The sequence below is a fragment of the Ruegeria sp. AL2 genome (genome assembly GCF_056540845.1).
The window spans coordinates 82,707-101,410 of the sequence record NZ_JBQFXM010000014.1; the positions used below are offsets into that span (position 1 = coordinate 82,707).

Below are 18,704 nucleotides of genomic sequence, written 5' to 3' on the forward strand. Positions count from 1 at the left end.
GCAACAAGGATCGTACGGGTAAATCCTCATGTCTTTTGCCGACAAACCCCTTTCGCCGCAGCGGCGCCGGTTCCTGCAGGATTCGGCGCGGGCGGCGGGCGGCTGCGTGGTCGCCGGGACGGTGCTGGCCTATCTGGCCCGCGACGCCCGCGCCCTGCCAGCCGAGGCTTTGCGCCCGCCCGGCGCGCTGCCGGAAAAGGAGTTTCTGTCGGCCTGCATCCGCTGCGGATTATGCGTGCGGGATTGCCCATACGATACCCTGAAACTGGCCGAGTTGGGCTCGGACGCGGTGGCGACGGGAACACCCTTTTTCACCGCTCGGGATATTCCCTGCGAGATGTGCGACGACATCCCATGTGTCGCCGCATGTCCGACCGGGGCACTGGATCCCGCGTTGGACAATATCGACGATGCGAAGATGGGGGTCGCGGTTCTGGTCGATCAGGAGAACTGCCTGAACTTCCTCGGGTTGCGCTGCGATGTCTGTTACCGCGTCTGCCCCGTCATCGACGAGGCGATCACGCTGGACACCACGCACAACACGCGGTCGGGCCATCACGCGATGTTCATCCCGACCGTCCACGCCGACCGCTGCACCGGTTGCGGCATGTGCGAGAAAAGCTGTGTTCTGCCCGAGGCCGCCATCAAGGTGCTGCCTGCCCGGCTGGCGCGGGGCAGTTCGGCAGAGCATTACCGCAAGGGTTGGGAAGAAAAGGCCGCGAAAGGCGCGCCGGTGGTCGAGGGGATCATCGATCTGCCGGACCGTTTGCCCGGACCGGGCACGGACAATCTGGTCACGCCCGGCGGCTTTGCGCCGGGATATGATCTGCCGGGGGTGGGACAATGAGCGTCCGCACAGATATGCCCACAGGTCACGAGGCCATCGCCAGCAAGGGCTGGATCGGCGCGCATCGCTATCTGCTGCTGCGCCGTGCAAGCCAGCTGTTCTTTCTGGTTCTGTTTCTGCTGGGCCCATGGTTCGGCATCTGGATCGTTCAGGGCACGCTGGCCGGGTCGCTGACGCTGGGCGTGCTGCCTTTGACCGATCCGTTCATCCTGTTGCAGAGCATGGTTGCAGGCCACTGGCCCGAGGTGACGGCACTGATCGGCGGGGCGATCGTTCTGGTGATCTACGCGCTGATCGGCGGGCGGGTCTATTGTTCCTGGGTCTGCCCGATCAATCCGGTGACGGATGCGGCCAACTGGCTGCATCGCAAGCTGGACCTGCCGAAGGGCTGGCAACCAAAGCGCGGCACGCGCCTGTGGATTCTGGCAACCGTCCTGCTTGTTTCGGGTCTGAGCGGCATGATCGCGTGGGAACTGATCAACCCGATCACCATGCTGCATCGCGGGCTGGTCTTTGGAATGGGCTTTGTCTGGGCCTTGATCGCCGCCATCTTTGTCTTTGACGTCTTCGTCTCGCGCCACGGATGGTGCGGGCACCTGTGCCCGGTGGGCGCGTTCTATGGCCTGATCGGAGCAAAAAGCCTGCTGCGGATCAGCGCCACAAACCGCGCCGCCTGCGATGACTGCATGGATTGTTACGCGATCTGCCCGGAAAATCAGGTGATCTCGCCAGCGCTGAAGGGCAAACCGGGAAGTACCCCGCTGATCCTGTCACCCGACTGCACGAATTGTGGCCGCTGCATCGATGTCTGCGCGGTCGACGTCTTTACCTTTACTCACCGGTTCGACGACCACGTCGTCCAACCTTTCGATCCAGTTGCCGCGCCCGAGCCGCGCGCCGCCAGACCTATCTAGGGGAGTGCCAAGATGAAAAAATCGATCGTTACAGGCGGAATTGCCCTTCTACCCGTATTATTGCTGAGCGGTTGGGCCGTCGCGCAATCTGCTCAGGTTGAATCCCTGCGTGGTGCGGACGTGGATGAGCCGGTGCCGCTGGACCAGATCCACCGCAATGTCGAAGGGCGGCAGCAGCGCAATTACCGGCAGCAACCGCCATTGATCCCGCATTCGGTCGAACAGTACCAGATCGACATCCGTACCAATCAGTGCCTGTCCTGCCATGACTGGACCAAAGCCGGTGACCGCAACGCACCGACGCTGTCGATGACCCATTATCTGGACCGCGAAGGCCGCGAACTGGATCGGATCGCCGGAACGCGGTATTTTTGCAACCAGTGCCACGTACCGCAGGCCGACGCCCCGCCGCTGGTCGACAACGTGTTCCAGCCCTCCGCCGGCAATTGATCCAACGCAAGACTGAAAGGAGCACCGACATGGCCGACTCCCCTGAAAACCGCGGCTTGCTTGGTCGCCTCTGGAACGCGATCTGGACGCCGACGGTGTTGTTCAGTTCAGGCTTTCTGGTCCTAGCCGGATTTCTGGCCGGTATCCTGTTCTGGGGTGGATTTCACTGGACCCTTGAGCTGACGAATACCGAAGAATTCTGTACTTCGTGCCACACGATGGAAACGAACCTGGGCGAATATCGCGAAACGGTCCATTACAACAACCATTCCGGCGTTCGTGCGATCTGTTCCGACTGCCACGTGCCGGATGAATGGAGCCACAAGATCAAAGCCAAGATCATGGCCGTCAAAGACGTCTATCATGAGCTGGCCGGAACCATCAGCACACCCGAGCAATACGAGGCGCATCGCCTGAGCATGGCTTCGGCCGTGTGGAAGAAGATGAAGGAATCGGACAGCCGTGAATGCCGAAACTGTCACAACTTTGACTACATGGACTTTACCATTCAGGAAACACGGGCCGCGTCGGAACACCAGCGCGCCATTGACACCGGCATGACATGTATCGACTGCCATCAGGGCATCGCGCATAATCTGCCCGCAAACTATCTGGAACAGTACCAGAAAATAAGCGAGGCCGTGGAGGGCGAGGTTCTGCAAGAACATGCATCCGCCTCTGGCGACGACATTCGCGCGTTTCTGAACAACAGCTCGAATTGATGTGGGGACGGACATGCTAGACTTACTTGGAACAATCGGCGCCAATGTCCTGGGCCTGCCCGGCATACTAGGGCTGGCGCTTGGAATGATGACCCGCAAGCTGTGGTTGGGCGCGGCACTGGGGGCCGTTGTCGGCATGCTGGAAACGCTGGTTTTTGCGGGCTTTCAGTTTGCTCATGTGGAAGCGGTGGAACTGGGCATCTCGATTCTGGTCGGGCTTTGCGCGGGCAGCCTTGGCACTGCCATCCGCCTGAAAGGCGCAACCGTCTGAAGAAGACACCGGTTCTGCCCATTTGGTGGAACCGGTATCCTGTCAGGCAAACTTTCCAGCGCCAAAGCGGATGCTTGTGTCGCACGCGACGCGACTATTGACGTAGGGGAAGCGGTTAAGGCGCGCGGCAGTGTCGAAAATCGGCAGGGTCTGATTTTCGCATTTCCACAACTTCGATAAAAGCGCACGAGGCCCTAGCGCCTATGGGAAAACACCCTTCCCCATTACGCGCGGCAAGGCAGCATGCCGGGCCCAGTTTTGCGCGTGAAAAATCAATATGAAACTGAAAGCCAATGATTTGACACGAAAAACTCAAAGTGGAGTGGAATTTCAACCCTACATCTGTCACAGCAGATAACAAGTTAACAATGGTGTCCCTGCGTCATGTGGATTGAACGTAAATTCCTCTCTATTTTTGCTTATACAAATACAATATGTTTTGAGGGGAGTAAGGGGAGAAGGAAAATGGGCGGGGGCGCAGAACGATGACGGGGGTCCTTGAGGCATCGCCGCGTATCTCAAAAGTTCTTCGACTGGCTGATCTGGAAAACCATGCCACCCTGTTTCGGCAGGAAGGCGTGGATGATGATATTCTGGACGAGTTGACAGATCCCGAACTGCGCGATCTGGGGCTGACGGTTGGCGAAAGAAAGCGGTTTCGCAAGGCGCAGGCCCGTCTGAAATCTGAGGAGGCATCGACCCGGCAGGAGCTTAGGTCCGAAGCCGAGCGGCGACAGCTTACGCTGGTTTTCTGCGATCTAGTGGGGTCCACGCAGCTGGCCCAGCGGTATGACCCGGAAGACCTGATGCAGATCATGAACCTGTATCTGGATACGGCGATCGGCACCCTGAAACAGCATGGCTGTCACCTGGCCTACAGGCAGGGTGACGGGATCATGGTCTATTTCGGATATCCAAAAGCCATGGAGGACGATGCCGAACGCGCCGTTCGCGCCGTGCTGGAGACCATTGAAGCCGTACAAAACCTTGAAAACAGGTTTGGCGAAAAACTGGATCTGCGGGCGGGAATTGCCACCGGTATGGTCGTTGTGGGGGTGGTCTCGTCAACAAGTCTTGGGTCGCAGGACTTTCTGGTCGGTGAAACCGCGAACCTCGCATCCCGCCTGCAAGGTCTGGCCGAGCCGGGCGAGGTGGTCGTTTCCGCAGAGACGTGGCGGTTGACACAAGGCGCATTCGAATTCGAGCCCCGTGGCAGCCACAACCTGAAAGGATTTGACAATCAGCGCACTGTCTATCGCGCCATTTCCGAAAGCGTCGCGACCAGCCGGTTCGATGCGCGTGTCGGACAGTCAGCTGTTGATCTTGTCGCCCGGGGCGACGATCTTTCAGTCCTAACGCAGCTTTGGAAAGATGCACAGGCGGGGTCCGGCAGGTTCGCGTTTGTCGGCGGCGCCGCAGGCATTGGCAAGTCGCGGCTGATCAAGTCCCTGTCTGAAACAATTGGCGTCAAACCCTTTACGTTGCAGTGTATTCCGCATCTGGCCAGCCTTCCGCTTCATCCAATCGTGGGAGAGTTGAGGCGGGTTTCAGGCGACAAGTCCGATGATAGCATCCGAGGCGCGATTTCCGACTTTGTTCAGGCCGCCTCTCGTCTGAGCGACGCGGATTTGCCTGTTCTTCTGGATATGGCCGGGGTCGAAACGGGCGCAGCGCCGGATCCGGACCCCCTGAAGAAGGCCCGCAAGTCGCTGGACGTGTTGTTGCGCAGCATTGGCAGCCTGTGCGACAGGCGCGGCACCTTGCTGCTGGTGGTGGAGGACGTGCACTGGGCTGACGCAACCACGCTGGACGTGCTGGAGGCGCTGGCATCAGGACTGGACGGGTTCCCGATACTGGTGGTCCTGTCGCATCGCCCTGAATATGAGCCGCCAGAACATTACGAAGGCCGCGCGGCGCGCATCGATCTGACGCCTTTGGCCAGCAGTGAAGCCTCGGAACTGGTCCGGCGCGTGGCTGAGCCGTACAGTTTGCCGGTCATCCTGATCAGGCAGATTGTCGAGAAAGCCGATGGCGTGCCGCTTTACATCGAAGAGATGACAAAGGCGGTTCTGGACCAGCTGCCGCAAGATGCGCCGATCAACGCCGAGGTTCTGGATGCCCTGAGTATCCCCGCAACCCTTCAGGATTCGTTGATGTCGCGTCTTGACCGGATGGAAAACGCCAAGCCTATTGCGCAGCTTGGGTCTGTTATCGGGCGCAGTTTCACCTCGGCGATGATCCAGGCGGTGGCGCAGGAAGACATGGATGTGGAAAGCGCGCTGATGCAGCTTATGGCGGCTGGCGTTGTGCTGATCACGGGCGAAGCCGGAACGGCCACCTATACGTTCAACCACGCGCTGGTTCAGGATACGGCCTATAACTCGCTGCTGCGCGAAGACCGGCAGAAGGTTCACCTGAAAATCGCACGGGCCTTGCTGGCCGGACATAACGCATTCGGAAGCCCCGCCCCCGATACCGTGGCGCATCACTGCGACCATGGCGGGTTGAAGGATGAGGCGGTGTCCAACTGGTTTACGGCAGGCGAACAAGCCCTGTCGCGGTTGGCGAACCTGCCTGCGATCTCGGCCTTTCGCGCGGCCCTGCGCAATATCGGAACGATGCCCGCCAATGCCGAGCGTGACGGGTTCGAGCTTCGGGTGCAGATGAATATCCTGCCGGCTTACATGGCGATTTATGGATGGTCCTCCGATCAGGTCGGAGAGACAGCCGCCCGCGCGATGGAGCTTGCCCATGCTTTGGGCGATGGCGAAACCCTTTTTGCGGCCACCTTCTGCCGCTGGACCAATTTCTTTGTCGCGGGCCAGATGAACCGCGCAATGGAGATGGGACAAGCCCTGGACGCGATGGCCGGTATGAGCGGCGACACTGTTCCCAACGTGCTGGCAGCCCGCGCGCTGAGCTTTACGCATTACTTCCGTGGGGAATTTGCGGATTGCGAGCAGCAGCTTGACCGTGCCTTTGCCCTGATCACGCCCGAGCTGGACATGGCAATGATGCCAATGACCCAGTCCTCGACCACGGCGTCATTGCTGGCCATTCAGGGGTGCCTGCTGTGGCAGAAGGGCAAGTTCGATGAGGCGGAGGCCGCGCGCTTGAAAGCCATCGACGTCAGCCGGGCACTGAACCACGCGCCCAACCTTGTCTACATCATGGGCGCGTGCAGCATGTTCCTGCCCTACGCAGGCGAATGGGACCGGCTGGACGTCACTATGAAGGAAGCCCGCAAGATCGCCGACGAGGAAGGGTTCCTGTATCTTCACGCCATGCAGGATATCTACATGGGTCTTGCGCAGGCGGGAAAAGGCGACATCGAGGGCGTTCCAGCTCATATCGAAGCGTGCATGAACCTGATCTCAAAGTCTGGTGGAAACTTTACTTTTCCACAGAATCAGATTGTTCTGTCTGAGTTGATGATCGATCACGGAGATATTGATCAGGCCCTGGACCGGCTTGAAACCGTGTGTACCCCCGGTTGGGAACGAGGAGAAACGCTGAACAAACCGGAATATCACCGCGTGCGGGCCAAGGCCTTTGCTGCCAAGGGTGATCGGGACAGCGCGATTGCCGAGGTTGAACTGGCATTGGCGCTTGCCCGCGAATGTGGTGCCGTTGTTCAGGAACAACGCGCCGGGGCACTACTGGACAGTTTGACGAAAGCCGAATGAACGAGACGGACTGCCCGGCCAAACAGGGCAGCATCACCAAGAGGGATTTACAATGACCGATGCATTGGATTGGAACACCGAACAGTGGAATGCCGTTAACAAGGCCGTCCATGATGAGGCGCTGCGCGCGCGGGTGGCTGCGAGTTTTCTGCCGCTTTATGGGCCGCTGCCAGCGGACACGCAATCTGTTCCCCTGAACAAGCTGGGTCTGATTGACAACGCGTCAGGCGCGGCCAAACGTCTGGAAGTAAATGATTATGACACCCTGCGGCTGACGACGGTTTCCGTCAACGTCTACCTGAAAGGCGCGCAGGTGGCTGATCCGGAACTGGCCGCGGCCATGATCATGTTCCGCCGGGCCGCCGCCGTCGTGGCCAAGGTTGAGGATGACATCATTTTCAACGGCCAGCCGGGCACCGGCGAAGCCCCCAGACATGCCGGTGGCGCACCTGCCGATCTGCCGCCGATCTATACCGTCAGCGGTGGCGGCAAATACCCGGGGCTGCTGGAGGCTGGTGAAGGTCAGTCCATTTCGATCAACGGGAAGAGAAAGCCCTGTTCCGGCCCCGAGGTTTTCGAGGCCGTGGTCGCGGGCATCAATAAACTGGAAGCGCACGGATACCTTGGGCCTTTTGCCTGCGTGATGGGCAATGGGCTGTTTCAGGCCGTGACCACGCCGATTGAGAACTCGATGGTGCTGCCGCGTGACAGTATTCTTCCGTTCCTTGACGGCCCGTTGCTGCGATCGGGGACCCTGCCCGCAAACAAGGCGGCACTTGTATCACTGCAAGGTGCGCCGGTCGAGATTGTCGTGCCTTCGGATATCGCGGTGAAATATCTGCAAACCTCGTCTGACGGCGAACATATCTTCCGCGTGCAGCAGAAATTCCATCTGAGGATCAAGGAAGCACAGGCGATCTGCACCATCACGTGCTGACCGGAGATCTGGTCATGGGGGAGTTTACAGACCGGGGCGTGACATTGCGTTGGTCCGAGCTGATCAACGAAAATGGGCTTAATCGGGTGCTGATCGAAGCCGGACCCGCCGTGTCTTCGCATGACGTGGTGCGCGTGATCTGTTCCGAAGATGACGGCCCCGAGCGCGCCATTCGCGGCTGGCCCTTGCAATGCGACCCCAAGACCGGGTTTCAGCAGTTTGCAGCCATGCTGCCATCTGTGACCCAAGAAAAGACATTGACCTGGCGACCGGTGCTGACGACCGGTGGTCGCGAATATGATCCCGGCCGCGGAAAGGCCCCCGAACCTGCGCCGCCACGCCCGGCAAAGGCAATCACGCAAGTGCCCGCGCTGGAACATGTGGGCAGGTTTGTGGTGCCGTTCAACGACGAGTTCTATCCTTCGGGTGAAACGCCCGACGGTATCTGGCTGCATTTCGGGATCAAAAACGGCGGAACGGTTGACGGGCCTCATCTGAAGGGGACGATCGATCCGCTGGGGGGCGATTGGATGCGCGTGCGGTCCGACGGTGTGGGGCTTTTGCACGCCCGAGCGCTTATTCAACCGGTTGAAGGGGGTGCGCCGATCCTGTTTGAAGATACCGGCGTGTGTGACTTTGGGCCGGATGGGTATGCCGGGCTGGCGAAGGGCAATCTGCCCGCCTCGGCCCCGGTCCGGCTGGCACCGCGATACCTGACATCAAACCCGAATTATGCCTGGATGAACAGGTTGCAGGGGTTCGGCGTCGGGGAAGCAAGCCTGTCCGATATCACCCTGCGCTTTGACGTCTATTCCGCGAAAGGAACATCCGATGGCTGAAAAGGTTGTCATACTGGGCGGTGGCGTGGCCGGAATGAGCGCGGCGCATGAGCTGATCGAGCGCGGGTACGAGGTCGAGATTCACGAGCGCCAGCTGATCCCCGGCGGCAAGGCACGCAGCATCCCCGTGATGAAGGGCGAAGGCGATCACGGGTCCAAGGCGAAACACATCAAGGCGCTTGAAAAATGGGCCGAGATGGACGGTGCCAGTTATCCCCCCGGCGTAAAACGCCCCTGGCTGCCCGGCGAGCACGGGTTCCGGTTCTTTCCGAATTTCTACCGCCATATCACCGATACGATGGCGCGCACGCCCTATTACGGCAAAGGCACCTGTTACGATAATCTGGTGTCCACCACTCAGGTTCTGGTCAGCCAGTTCGATGACCCAGGCATCATCGTTCCCGAACGGTTTCCCCGCACGCTGAAAGACGTGGCCGACGTGCTCAAGACGGTTGCATTCACGCTCTCGCCCCGGGACCAGATCGCCTATGAGGATGTCGAACATTTCATCGTCTGCATGTGGCGCATCGCGACATCCTGCAAGGAGCGCCGGTTCGATGAATATGAACGCATCGGGTGGTGGGATTTCATCGGTGCCGAGCAGCGCTCGGAAGCGTATCAGAAGTTTCTGGCGATTGGCCTGACCCGTTCGCTGGTGGCCGCCAAGGCGACAACTGCCAGTACAAAGACCGTGGGCGACATTGCCGTTCAGCTTCAGCTGGGTATCGCGACGCCCGAGCCGCATGGCAACCGGTTGTTGAACGGCCCAACAAACCTTGTGTGGATACAGCCGTGGCTGGATTACCTCAAAAGCAAGGGGGTCGTGTACAAGTTCAACTCAAAGGTCACGGGCATCGACTGCCAGGATGGCCGCATCGTCAGCGCGACGGTTGAACAGGATGGCGAAGAAAAGCAGGTCACCGGGGATTGGTTCATCAGTGCGATGCCGATCGAACGGATCGCGCCGCTGATCACCCCTGCGATGACGGCAATCGACCCGTCTCTGGCCAAGCTGCCCCTGCTGGCCGAAGACGTGCAATGGATGAACGGAATTCAGTTCTATCTGACCAAGGATGTTGAACTGACCCATGGCCATGTCATTTTCATTGACAGCCCCTGGGCCCTGACCGCGGTTTCACAAAAGCAGTTCTGGTCGGCCATCAACTTTGAAAACTGGGCAGAAGGCAAGACCAAGGGCCTGCTTTCAATAGATATCTCGGAATGGGACAAGCCGGGGCTGAACGGAAAAACCGCGCGTGATTGTAGCCGCGAGGAGATTGCGCACGAGGTTTGGGAACAGCTCAAGCGCAGCGTCAACGTGGATGGCCAGACCGTCCTGCGCGACGAGGACATGCATTACTGGTTCCTTGATCCGGATATTGTGCAGGATCCCAACGACCCCAAGCGCCAAACCAATGTGGAGCCGCTGTTGGTCAACCGCATCAACAGCTGGCGGTTGCGCCCTGAGGCGGCCACGTTGATCCCGAACTTCATGCTGGCGTCGGATTATGTACGCACCTACACCGACCTTGCCACCATGGAAGGAGCAAACGAAGCGGCACGTCGGGCGGTCAATGCCATCCTGCAACGCGGCGGATCAAAAGCAGAGCCCTGCCAAATCTGGGACCTGCACGAACCGGATATCCTGAAACCGCTGCGCGCCTATGATTTTGCCCGCTATCAGGCCGGCCTACCCTGGGACAACCGGTTTGCGGTTGCGGTCGAGGCGGCGCTGAGGATGGGACAGGATGCAGTGGGTGTTGAGCGTGGCGGCGAAGGGCCGCTTGCCGTCATTGCGAAACCGGCTACGGAATACTCAAAACCCGGCGGGATTACCGAAGACCCTGCGATTGCGGACGCGTTGCGTATGATCTGCCCTCCGAAAGAGCTGCTTGACCTGATGGTGGCCTACGAGCCGACGGCTGATCTTCCGATCCCCGGAGAGGAGATTGCAGAGGATGTTGCCTTTGATCTGGGCCGGGACAGCGGCCAGTCGGGGGTGTTGTCCAAAGCCTTGCCGCTGACGGATGCACCTTTTTCGGCGGCCGGACCCAACCTTGCCGAGACGGGCAGGAACGAGACCAAAACCCGTGTGATCATCACCCAGAAGGGATGACCCTGTGGCCACTGGCACAGCACATCTGGATCCTGCGGCACAGCAGGATTTTCTAAAAACGCTGACCTCTTACGGGGATCGGGCCCGTGAGACGCTTTTGCAGCTGTTGCCGACGGGCGAGCCGCAGGCCTATTTGTACGGGCCGATGCGAGATTACATTGAAACCTCGGGCAAGGGGTTGCGGCCCGCACTGTTGCTGGCCACCTGCGAGGCTTTCGGCGGTGACAGCGAGACCGCGAGGGTGTCAGCCGCTGTTCTTGAACTGCTGCACAACGCGTTTCTGATCCATGACGATATCGAGGATCAAAGCGATTTCAGGCGCGGGCGCGCGTGTATGCACAAGCGTCTTGGGGTCCCTTTGGCCATCAATACCGGTGACGGGATGCAATCGCTGGCCCTGCGCCTGTTGCGCCAGAACCTTGGACCGCTTGGCCCTGAAACCGGCATGCGCGTGGTGGACGAGTTTGATCATCTGTTGCAGCAGTCCATTGAAGGTCAGGCACTGGAGCTTGGCTGGATACGGGACAACCGGCTGAACGTGGATGCATCGGATTATCTGACGATGTGTCTGAAAAAGACCTGTTGGTACAGCTTCATTCACCCCATGCGCATCGGGGCGCTGATTGCCCGGCCACATGATGTCGCGTCCGGGGCGTTGAACCTGGACGATTTCAACGCGTTTGGGTTTTTTCTGGGGGCCGCGTTTCAGATACAGGATGATGTTCTGAACCTCGTGGGCTCGCAGGACAAATATGGCAAAGAGATCGGCGGGGACATTTACGAAGGCAAACGCACGCTGATGCTGGGGCGGCTTAGCTTGCAAGCAGACGAGCCCGAAAAAGCACGCCTGTCGGATATGCTGTCAAACCCGCGCGACAGCCGCTCGACGCAGGATGTCGGCTGGGTTCTGGATCGCATGGATCACTACGGCTGCATCAGATATGCACAGGAGGCGGCCAATGACTTGCTGGCCTCGGCCCGTCAGGAGTTTGCGCAGGTTTTTGCAGCCACAGAAGAGGTGCCCCGCGCGTTTCTGGGCCATTTCATGGACTACCTCGTAACCCGTCAGGTTTGAGCGTTCGCCACCTCATACATCACGAGGATCGAAGTTTGCACTGTACCCGTGCACGCAATCCGGCCGTGATATTCGCCGGGATCGGCAAGGTCCGGCACGGTTACAATGACGGCAACATCCGTTGACTCGCCGGGGTTTAGCTGGATTTGCGGGGGGACAACATTAACCCGGTTTGCCGGAAGAGTGTCGCCGTTCCGGTTGATCAGGTCACCCGGTTCGAACTGTAATGCGACAGGCCCGCCACCGTTTGGTGCGTCAAAGGACAGCAATATGGTCGCTGTGCCGCCGGGGTGGCAAGTTTTGCGGCACGCAAATGGCCCCTCAAGCGGCTGTTTCGTGCCCCGTTCAGCCCCAAGCACGCGGCGTGCGATATCCGAGATCGGTTGCGCGTCCGGCTGCGGAGCGATCGGGCTGACCGGAAGCGGCGTGCTAACGTATGGTTTTCGTTCGAAATAAGGCATACCCAACTGTGCACCTGTGGCGCGGATCAGTAAATGGGAAATTTACCGGATCCGCGCGACAAACACACCGTGTTTCTATTTACCTTTCCAGACCGGGTCACGTTTTTCAGCAAATGCACGCGCGCCTTCAAGCTGGTCCTCACTGGAATAGAGGACATCCACGCTGCGCAATTGCCGTTTGGTGATGCGGTTCATGGCGTCCTGAAACTTGGCGTCTTCAGCATCGCGCACGATTTCCTTGATGGCCGCATAGACCAGCGGCGGCCCTGACGCCAGCAGGCGGGCGAGTTCCCACGTGCGGTCCATCAGCTGATCAGCGGCAATAATCTCATTCACCAGACCCCAGCGGTTGGCTTCTTCGGCATCAAACCAGCGGCCTGTCAGCAGCAGCTCCATCGCGATGTGATAGGGGATGCGCTTGGGCAACCTGACGCTGGCGGCATCCGCAACAGTGCCCGAGCGGATTTCCGGCAAGGCAAAAGTGGCGTGATCAGCGGCAAGGATCATGTCCGCGGACAAGGCCAGCTCCAGCCCGCCACCGCAGGCGATACCGTTGACGGCGGCAATCACGGGCTTGTTCAGGTCGCGCAGCTCTTGCAGGCCTCCGAACCCACCGACGCCGTAATCTCCGTCCACCGCGTCGCCGTCGGCAGCAGCTTTCAGATCCCAGCCGGGGCAAAAGAATTTTTCGCCCGCACCGGTCAGGATGGCCACGCGCAGGTCCGGGTCGTCGCGGAATTCAGCAAAGACTTCGCCCATTCTGCGGCTGGTGATCAGATCAATCGCGTTTGCCTTGGGGCGGTCCAGCGTGACCTCGAGGATTGAACCATCGCGGCGGGTTTTGATCGGGTCCATATCTCAGGCCTTTCTTATCAGGGCGTCCACGGCAACAGCCTTATCCGGCGTGCACAGGAGCGGGTTAATCTCGACCTCGCCAAGCGTGTCGGCATTTTGCATGACATAGGTCTGAACGGCCTCGACCGCGGCAACAATCGCATCCATATCAGCCGCCGGTTGACCGCGATAGCCCGCCAGCAGCGGGGCGATCTTCAATTGACCGAGGGCGGAGCGGATGTCTCCGGGCGGGCTGGGCACCAGCAAGGATACCGTGTCGCGCAGCAGTTCGGTCAGCACGCCCCCTGCCCCAAGGGTCAGAACAAACCCATGCGCAGGGTCACGCACCACGCCAATCAGAAGTTCGGCAACGGTTCCGGTGACCATCTCTTCGATCAGGATGTCTTCGGTGCCGATATCAGCCGCGACAGCCGCGACGTCGCCGGCCCGGATGCCCAGCCGAACGGCGCTGTGTTCGGATTTATGTGCAAGCCCGACACCCTTGACGGCAAAAGGGCCTTCCATCTGGTCCGCTGCGGCACGGGCAGCTTCCGCGCCCCGCACCGTCCGGTTCTGCGGGATACGCAGGCCGCATTCCGCCAGCGCCGCCTTCGAGGCGCCTTCGGTCAGGATTTGGGTTGGTTCCATCATACCCGGCTGCAAAACGGGCGTTGCGGATGGGGCCTTGACCTGCCCTGCGGCGCGGGTCGCCGACAGCGCCTCGCGCAGCCCCATGAAGGGTACAACACCCCCGACCATCAGCTTTTGTGCGATGTCTTCCGGTAAAAGTTCCGGCAAGGTGGCGACAATCGCGAACCGGGCGCCGGTTTCTGCCCGTACGTTCAACGCTGCCTGCGTTGCGCAGGCCCAATCGGTGGAGTCGGTGGTCGGGTAGTCGACGATCGAGAATGTCATGTCAATATCGTCGCCCGTCATGCCCGACCAAGCCCGCGTCATCGCCAGTTCGTCACGCCAGATATAGGTGTGATAATCCAGCGGGTTGTTCAGCGCGACCATGGGCCCGAGCGCGCTGCGCAGGCGGGTCAGCTTTTCACCGCTCAGCCGTGGAAATTGCAGCCCAGTGCCAACGGCCATATCGGCAATCAGGCTCGCCTCGCCCCCCGAACAGCTGATCGAGGCGATGTTGCCCCCCGGCAGCGGCCCGTAGCAGTGCAACAGTTTGAGTGTTTCAAGGAAGTCAGGCAGCGCCGAAAGGCGTGGAATGCCAAGCCGGTCAAGCAGCGCCTGCGCCCCGGCATCGCTGCCCGCCAGTGACGCGGTATGGGAAACGGTTGCCGCCTGCGCCTGTTCCGATGCGCCGACCTTGAGGGCAACCAGCGGGACGCCTTTTGCATGGGCTTTGGCGGCCAGTGCTTCCCATTCGCGGATGTTCTTGAAGCCTTCGATATGCAGGCCCACTGCGGTCACGCGCGGGTCATCGATCAGGGCCGAGGCGATCTGCGCCTGACTGGTCTGAGCCATATTTCCGCAGGTCACCATATAGGCAATCGGCAGCCCGCGTTTCTGCATGGTCAGGTTGATCGAGATGTTCGAGCTTTGCGTCAGGATCGCCACGCCCTTGTCGACGGGCACAACCCCGTGCTGATCCGGCCACAGCAATGCCCCGTCCAGCGCGTTGATGAAGCCATAGCAGTTCGGGCCCAGAATGGGCATGTCGCCGGCCGCGTTGATCAGTTGATCCTGCAAATCCCCGCCGGTGTCGTCCTCGGCCACGGCTTCGGAAAAGCCCGAGGCGAAGCAGACAGCGCCACCCGCACCCACGCTGGACAGGACTTGAACCGCTTCAACCGTGGCGTGGCGGTTGATGCCGATGAAAACCGCGTCAGGTGCGTCGGGCAGGTCTTCGATATGGCCATAAACCTTGTGGCCCGCAATGTCAGAAGCCTTGGGATGGACCGGCCAGATCTGACCGGCATATCCCATGCGTTCTGATTGCAGAATAACCTGTTGGCACCATGCACCGCCGCCAATGACAGCGATGGATTTCGGGCGCAGCAGCCGGGTCAGGTCTTTGGTCATGGTCAGGCGCCCAGCGGACGCAGAAGATCGCGGCTGATGATGTGGCGCTGAATCTCGCTGGTGCCGTCCCAGATCCGTTCGACCCGGGCGTCGCGCCAAAACCGTTCGATCGGGAAATCATCCATCAGGCCCATGCCGCCGAAGATTTGCAGCGTCGTGTCGGTGACCCGCGCCAATGCCTCGGAGGCATAGAGCTTGGCCGAGGCGATCTCGCGGTTTGCGGGCAGGTTCTGATCCAGACGCCAAGCGGCGGCAAGGGTCAGCCAGTCGGCGGCGTCAATCTCGGTGATCATGTCGGCAATCTGGAAGCCAACGCCCTGAAACTTGCCGATGGGCTGGCCGAATTGCTTGCGCTCGGCGGCGTAATTCAGCGCATAGTCAAAGCAGCGCCGCGCGCGCCCGACCGAAAAGGCCGCAACCGTCAGCCGGGTCGCGTAGAGCCATTCGTTCATCACCGCAAAACCGCCATCGACCTCGCCCAGAACCTGCGCATCGGACAGGCGGCAATTGTCGAAATACAGGATACAGTTTTTATAGCCCCTGTGGCTGACGGATCTGTAGCCGTCGCGTACTTCAAAGCCCGGTGTGCCGCGATCCACCAGGAAGGTGGTGATGCGTTTTTTGGGGCCTTTAGGGGTCTCATCCACGCCGGTGGCAACGAAGACAATGAAGAAATCCGCGTGTTCCGCGCCCGAGATGAAGTGTTTTGATCCGTTGACGACCCAGTCGCCACCGTCGCGCACCGCCTGACATTTCATGCCGCGCACGTCCGATCCGGCATCCGGTTCGGTCATCGCCAGCGCGTCCATCTTTTCCCCGCGCACTGCGGGCAGCAGATAGCGTTCGCGCTGTTCGTCGTTGCAGGCCATGAGGATGTTTTGCGGGCGGCCAAAGAAATGCGTCAGCGCCATCGACCCACGGCCCAGTTCACGCTCGACCAGTGTAAAATCCAGATGCGACAGGCCCGCGCCGCCCACTTCTTCGGGGAAGTTGCAGGCATAGAACCCCAGATCGATACATTTCTGCTTGATCTCGTTGCCAAGCTCCGGCGGGACCGTTCCGCTGCGTTCGACCGCGTCTTCATGCGGGTAGATTTCTTTTTCTACAAAGCTGCGGACCGTCGAGACGATCATGTCCTGTTCTTCTGTCAGACCAAACTGCATGGCGCGTGTTCCCTGGATCGGTGGTTGACCAACCAAACGCCATCGCTCATGGTCACGACATGCAGAGATAGATCAGTTTCATGCTAAATTCGAAAATATTATCGCAGCAGTACAATGTCCTTCTGTTCAACGGGTTCTCGAACCATTGCCTTGCGAACATGGTCGAACCGTTGCGGGCGGCGAACACCCTGTCGCGGCAGGCGTTATATGCGTGGCGCTTCTGTTCGCTTGACGGCAACCCTGTTCAAAGCTCAAGCGGCCTTGTCGTCACCCCGAACGGGGCCATCGGCGATCAACAGGGGGATTTTCTTGTTGTCATGCCGTCATATGGATACCTGAAGCTGGATACGCGGTCGACCATGCGTGCCGTGCTGGCAGCGGCCAAGAAACACAAGCATCTGGCCGGGCTGGATACGGGAAGCTGGCTGCTTGCCAGTGCCGGATTGCTGGATGACCACAGGGCGACCATTCATTGGGACGAGTTTTCGCGGTTCGAGGAAAGGTTTCCGGCGGTGGAGGCCGTGCGGGAAAGGTTTGTCATTGATGGTAATCGGCTGACCTGTTCCGGAGCCATGGCAGCCTTCGATCTGGCCCTGACCTTGATCCGCCGGGATCATGGCCCGCTGCTGGCGATGGAGGTCGAGCACCTGTTCATGAGCCGGAACGGGCGTGGCCATTATGACCTGCCTTTGAAATCCGAGGACACGCTGGTCAATCGCGCGCTGACTGTCATGCAGGCGCATCTTGAAGCACCGCTGTCTGTCCGGAGTGTGGCCCGGAAAATCGGATGTTCACAGAAAAGGCTCGAAACGCGTGTTCAGGCGGAACTGAAAACAACTCCGCAAGCGCTGTACCGGCGTCTGCGCCTGAACCGCGCGCGTAATCTGGCCGAGGATACGGAACAATCCATCGCCGAGATCGCGGGGCGCTGTGGATACGAAAACGCCAGTGCCATGACCCGTGCGTTCAAGGCCGAGTTCGGTCAGACGCCGACCGCATTTCGGAACGGAAACCTGTCGGGGCAGTGAACCGGGATTGGCAGGGTTCCGGTTTCAGGTGTCGAACTCGGAAACATCCCTTGCTTTTGTCGTAGCGATTTAAGGCAGCATCCGTTTGCTGGTCAAAATGTGACAAACGTTTTAGGGAGGCAATTTTCGCGAAACGCGGACAGCCGATTTATGTTAGCGCCGTAGTCCGCCCGTCAAAGCGCTGGAGAATATGCGTGGACAGTGCGCCCACGCAAGTCAGGTTTGGTGCGGGCGATCAGGCCGCAGCGATCTGGCTTGCCTTTTCAACCAGCACTTCGGCCTGACGGATCGAGGCATAGTCGATCAGACGGCCATCCAGAGACACGGCACCTTTCCCATCCGCCTCGGCCTCGGCCATGGCGACAAGGATACGCCGTGCCTTGGTAACTTCGGCATCCGAGGGCGACATCACCTCATTGGCAAGTGCGATCTGGCTGGGGTGGATGGCCCATTTCCCCTCGCACCCCAAAACGGCGGCACGTTTTGCGGCGGCCTTGTAACCGTCGGGATCCTGAAAATCGCCAAAAGGCCCATCAATCGGACGCAGCCCGTTGGCGCGCGCCGCAACCACCATGCGGGCAAGTGCATAGTGCCACATGTCGCCCCAGTGGTTCAGGCGGCCTCCGTCGGCATCCGGGTCGGTCAGAACCGAATAGTCCGGGTTCACGCCCCCGATGATTGTGGTTCGCGCGCGGGTCGAGGCCGCATAATCCGCGACACCAAAATGAAGGCTTTCATTGCGCTTTGATGCGGCCGCGATCGCGCTGACATTCTGCATACCAAGCGCGGTTTCGATGATGTGTTCGAACCCGATCCGTTTCTTGTATCCCTTGGCGTCTTCGATCTGGGTCACCAGCATGTCGACCGCATACACATCTGCGGCTGTCCCGACTTTTGGGATCATGATCAGGTCCAGACGCTGGCCCGCCTGTTCGACGACATCCACGACATCCCGGTACATGTAATGGGTATCCAGGCCATTGATCCGCACCGACATGGTCTTGTTGCCCCAGTCGATTTCGTTCAGCGCCTGAATGATGTTCCTGCGCGCCTGTTCCTTTTCATCGGGCGCGACGGCGTCTTCCAGATCGAGGAAGATGACATCCGCGTCCGATTTCGCGGCCTTCTCAAACATTCCGGGCTGGCTGCCGGGCACGGCAAGCTCGCTGCGGTTCAGGCGGGCGGGGGCTTGTTCAATTGGGTGAAAGCTCATTGTTGGGACCTTTCGGCTTACAAGTTCGGGTAGATGGGGAAGCGGTTGCAGAGATCTGCGACCTGGGCGCGGACGCGGGCTTCGACTTCGGAGTTGCCGTCTTCGCCG

The 18,704-nt window shown here is 59.9% G+C and carries 16 protein-coding genes; 11 read left to right on the forward strand and 5 right to left on the reverse strand.

The window, feature by feature from the left end; genetic code table 11:
• Positions 1-28: 28 nt before the first annotated feature.
• The 10 genes from napG (at position 29) to ACR0ID_RS15860 (ending at position 11,857) form a co-directional block, all read left to right on the forward strand.
• Positions 29-847 (forward strand): ferredoxin-type protein NapG, encoded by an 819-nt coding sequence (napG, locus tag ACR0ID_RS15815; protein WP_480520461.1) that lies wholly within the window; start codon positions 29-31, stop codon positions 845-847.
• Positions 844-1,761 carry a quinol dehydrogenase ferredoxin subunit NapH gene (gene napH, locus ACR0ID_RS15820; RefSeq protein WP_480606879.1) on the forward strand — a complete coding sequence of 306 codons (918 nt, stop codon included), beginning with the start codon at positions 844-846 and terminating at the stop codon, positions 1,759-1,761. Before napG ends, napH begins: the two co-directional genes overlap by 4 nt.
• Before the next feature lie 12 nt (positions 1,762-1,773).
• A complete protein-coding gene (locus ACR0ID_RS15825) occupies positions 1,774-2,211 on the forward strand; it encodes a nitrate reductase cytochrome c-type subunit (protein ID WP_480477413.1) in 438 nt (145 codons plus the stop codon).
• A 29-nt stretch (positions 2,212-2,240) separates the two neighbouring features.
• Entirely contained in the window at positions 2,241-2,933 is a 693-nt protein-coding gene (locus tag ACR0ID_RS15830) for a NapC/NirT family cytochrome c (protein WP_480477415.1), read from the forward strand.
• A 13-nt stretch (positions 2,934-2,946) separates the two neighbouring features.
• Positions 2,947-3,204 (forward strand): hypothetical protein, encoded by a 258-nt coding sequence (locus ACR0ID_RS15835; protein ID WP_480477417.1) that lies wholly within the window; start codon positions 2,947-2,949, stop codon positions 3,202-3,204.
• 485 nt (positions 3,205-3,689) lie between these two features.
• Entirely contained in the window at positions 3,690-6,890 is a 3,201-nt protein-coding gene (locus ACR0ID_RS15840) for an adenylate/guanylate cyclase domain-containing protein (RefSeq protein ID WP_480606882.1), read from the forward strand.
• A gap of 52 nt (positions 6,891-6,942) precedes the next feature.
• Positions 6,943-7,827, forward strand: a complete 885-nt coding sequence (locus ACR0ID_RS15845; protein WP_480520451.1) for an encapsulin — start codon at positions 6,943-6,945, stop codon at positions 7,825-7,827.
• Between the two features lie 14 nt (positions 7,828-7,841).
• Positions 7,842-8,666: a DUF3237 domain-containing protein gene (locus ACR0ID_RS15850; RefSeq protein ID WP_480606884.1), complete on the forward strand. Its 825-nt coding sequence runs from the start codon at positions 7,842-7,844 to the stop codon at positions 8,664-8,666.
• Positions 8,659-10,782, forward strand: a complete 2,124-nt coding sequence (locus tag ACR0ID_RS15855) for a hydroxysqualene dehydroxylase (protein ID WP_480606887.1) — start codon at positions 8,659-8,661, stop codon at positions 10,780-10,782. The genes ACR0ID_RS15850 and ACR0ID_RS15855 overlap by 8 nt, the downstream gene beginning before the upstream one ends.
• Before the next feature lie 4 nt (positions 10,783-10,786).
• The gene (locus tag ACR0ID_RS15860; protein WP_480606888.1) at positions 10,787-11,857 is read left to right on the forward strand and encodes a polyprenyl synthetase family protein; all 1,071 of its coding nucleotides are present in this window, start codon (positions 10,787-10,789) and stop codon (positions 11,855-11,857) included.
• On the opposite strand, the gene ACR0ID_RS15865 is transcribed toward ACR0ID_RS15860, so the two are convergent.
• The 4 genes from ACR0ID_RS15865 to ACR0ID_RS15880 form a co-directional block, all read right to left on the reverse strand.
• Positions 11,848-12,318, reverse strand: a complete 471-nt coding sequence (locus ACR0ID_RS15865; protein WP_480477429.1) for a hypothetical protein — start codon at positions 12,316-12,318, stop codon at positions 11,848-11,850. The two genes, ACR0ID_RS15860 and ACR0ID_RS15865, sit on opposite strands and share 10 nt — an antisense overlap.
• Before the next feature lie 75 nt (positions 12,319-12,393).
• Positions 12,394-13,173 carry a carnitinyl-CoA dehydratase gene (locus tag ACR0ID_RS15870; RefSeq protein ID WP_480477431.1) on the reverse strand — a complete coding sequence of 260 codons (780 nt, stop codon included), beginning with the start codon at positions 13,171-13,173 and terminating at the stop codon, positions 12,394-12,396.
• 3 nt (positions 13,174-13,176) lie between these two features.
• Complete coding sequence (locus tag ACR0ID_RS15875) at positions 13,177-15,192, reverse strand: acetate--CoA ligase family protein (RefSeq protein WP_480606892.1); 2,016 nt, start codon at positions 15,190-15,192, stop codon at positions 13,177-13,179.
• A 2-nt stretch (positions 15,193-15,194) separates the two neighbouring features.
• Positions 15,195-16,355, reverse strand: coding sequence for an acyl-CoA dehydrogenase family protein (locus tag ACR0ID_RS15880; RefSeq protein ID WP_209507018.1), 1,161 nt, complete (start codon positions 16,353-16,355; stop codon positions 15,195-15,197).
• Positions 16,356-16,435: 80 nt separating this feature from the next.
• Here ACR0ID_RS15880 and ACR0ID_RS15885 point away from each other — a divergent pair, with 80 nt between their 5' ends.
• Entirely contained in the window at positions 16,436-17,383 is a 948-nt protein-coding gene (locus ACR0ID_RS15885) for a GlxA family transcriptional regulator (protein ID WP_480520439.1), read from the forward strand.
• 235 nt (positions 17,384-17,618) lie between these two features.
• Here the strand turns inward: ACR0ID_RS15885 and ACR0ID_RS15890 are convergent, their stop codons facing one another.
• Positions 17,619-18,596: an HpcH/HpaI aldolase/citrate lyase family protein gene (locus ACR0ID_RS15890; RefSeq protein WP_480606895.1), complete on the reverse strand. Its 978-nt coding sequence runs from the start codon at positions 18,594-18,596 to the stop codon at positions 17,619-17,621.
• Between the last annotated feature and the right edge of the window lie 108 nt (positions 18,597-18,704).

What these genes read in the sequence shown, in the direction of transcription:
- ACR0ID_RS15890 (WP_480606895.1), bottom strand. Translation starts at nt 18,596, where the DNA reads ATGAGCTTTCACCCAATTGAACAAGCCCCCGCCCGCCTGAACCGCAGC.
- ACR0ID_RS15885 (WP_480520439.1), top strand. Translation starts at nt 16,436, where the DNA reads ATGCTAAATTCGAAAATATTATCGCAGCAGTACAATGTCCTTCTGTTC.
- ACR0ID_RS15825 (WP_480477413.1), top strand. Translation starts at nt 1,774, where the DNA reads ATGAAAAAATCGATCGTTACAGGCGGAATTGCCCTTCTACCCGTATTA.
- ACR0ID_RS15880 (WP_209507018.1), bottom strand. Translation starts at nt 16,355, where the DNA reads ATGCAGTTTGGTCTGACAGAAGAACAGGACATGATCGTCTCGACGGTC.
- napH (WP_480606879.1), top strand. Translation starts at nt 844, where the DNA reads ATGAGCGTCCGCACAGATATGCCCACAGGTCACGAGGCCATCGCCAGC.
- ACR0ID_RS15835 (WP_480477417.1), top strand. Translation starts at nt 2,947, where the DNA reads ATGCTAGACTTACTTGGAACAATCGGCGCCAATGTCCTGGGCCTGCCC.
- ACR0ID_RS15855 (WP_480606887.1), top strand. Translation starts at nt 8,659, where the DNA reads ATGGCTGAAAAGGTTGTCATACTGGGCGGTGGCGTGGCCGGAATGAGC.
- ACR0ID_RS15850 (WP_480606884.1), top strand. Translation starts at nt 7,842, where the DNA reads ATGGGGGAGTTTACAGACCGGGGCGTGACATTGCGTTGGTCCGAGCTG.
- ACR0ID_RS15870 (WP_480477431.1), bottom strand. Translation starts at nt 13,173, where the DNA reads ATGGACCCGATCAAAACCCGCCGCGATGGTTCAATCCTCGAGGTCACG.
- napG (WP_480520461.1), top strand. Translation starts at nt 29, where the DNA reads ATGTCTTTTGCCGACAAACCCCTTTCGCCGCAGCGGCGCCGGTTCCTG.
- ACR0ID_RS15845 (WP_480520451.1), top strand. Translation starts at nt 6,943, where the DNA reads ATGACCGATGCATTGGATTGGAACACCGAACAGTGGAATGCCGTTAAC.
- ACR0ID_RS15865 (WP_480477429.1), bottom strand. Translation starts at nt 12,318, where the DNA reads ATGCCTTATTTCGAACGAAAACCATACGTTAGCACGCCGCTTCCGGTC.
- ACR0ID_RS15840 (WP_480606882.1), top strand. Translation starts at nt 3,690, where the DNA reads ATGACGGGGGTCCTTGAGGCATCGCCGCGTATCTCAAAAGTTCTTCGA.
- ACR0ID_RS15875 (WP_480606892.1), bottom strand. Translation starts at nt 15,192, where the DNA reads ATGACCAAAGACCTGACCCGGCTGCTGCGCCCGAAATCCATCGCTGTC.
- ACR0ID_RS15830 (WP_480477415.1), top strand. Translation starts at nt 2,241, where the DNA reads ATGGCCGACTCCCCTGAAAACCGCGGCTTGCTTGGTCGCCTCTGGAAC.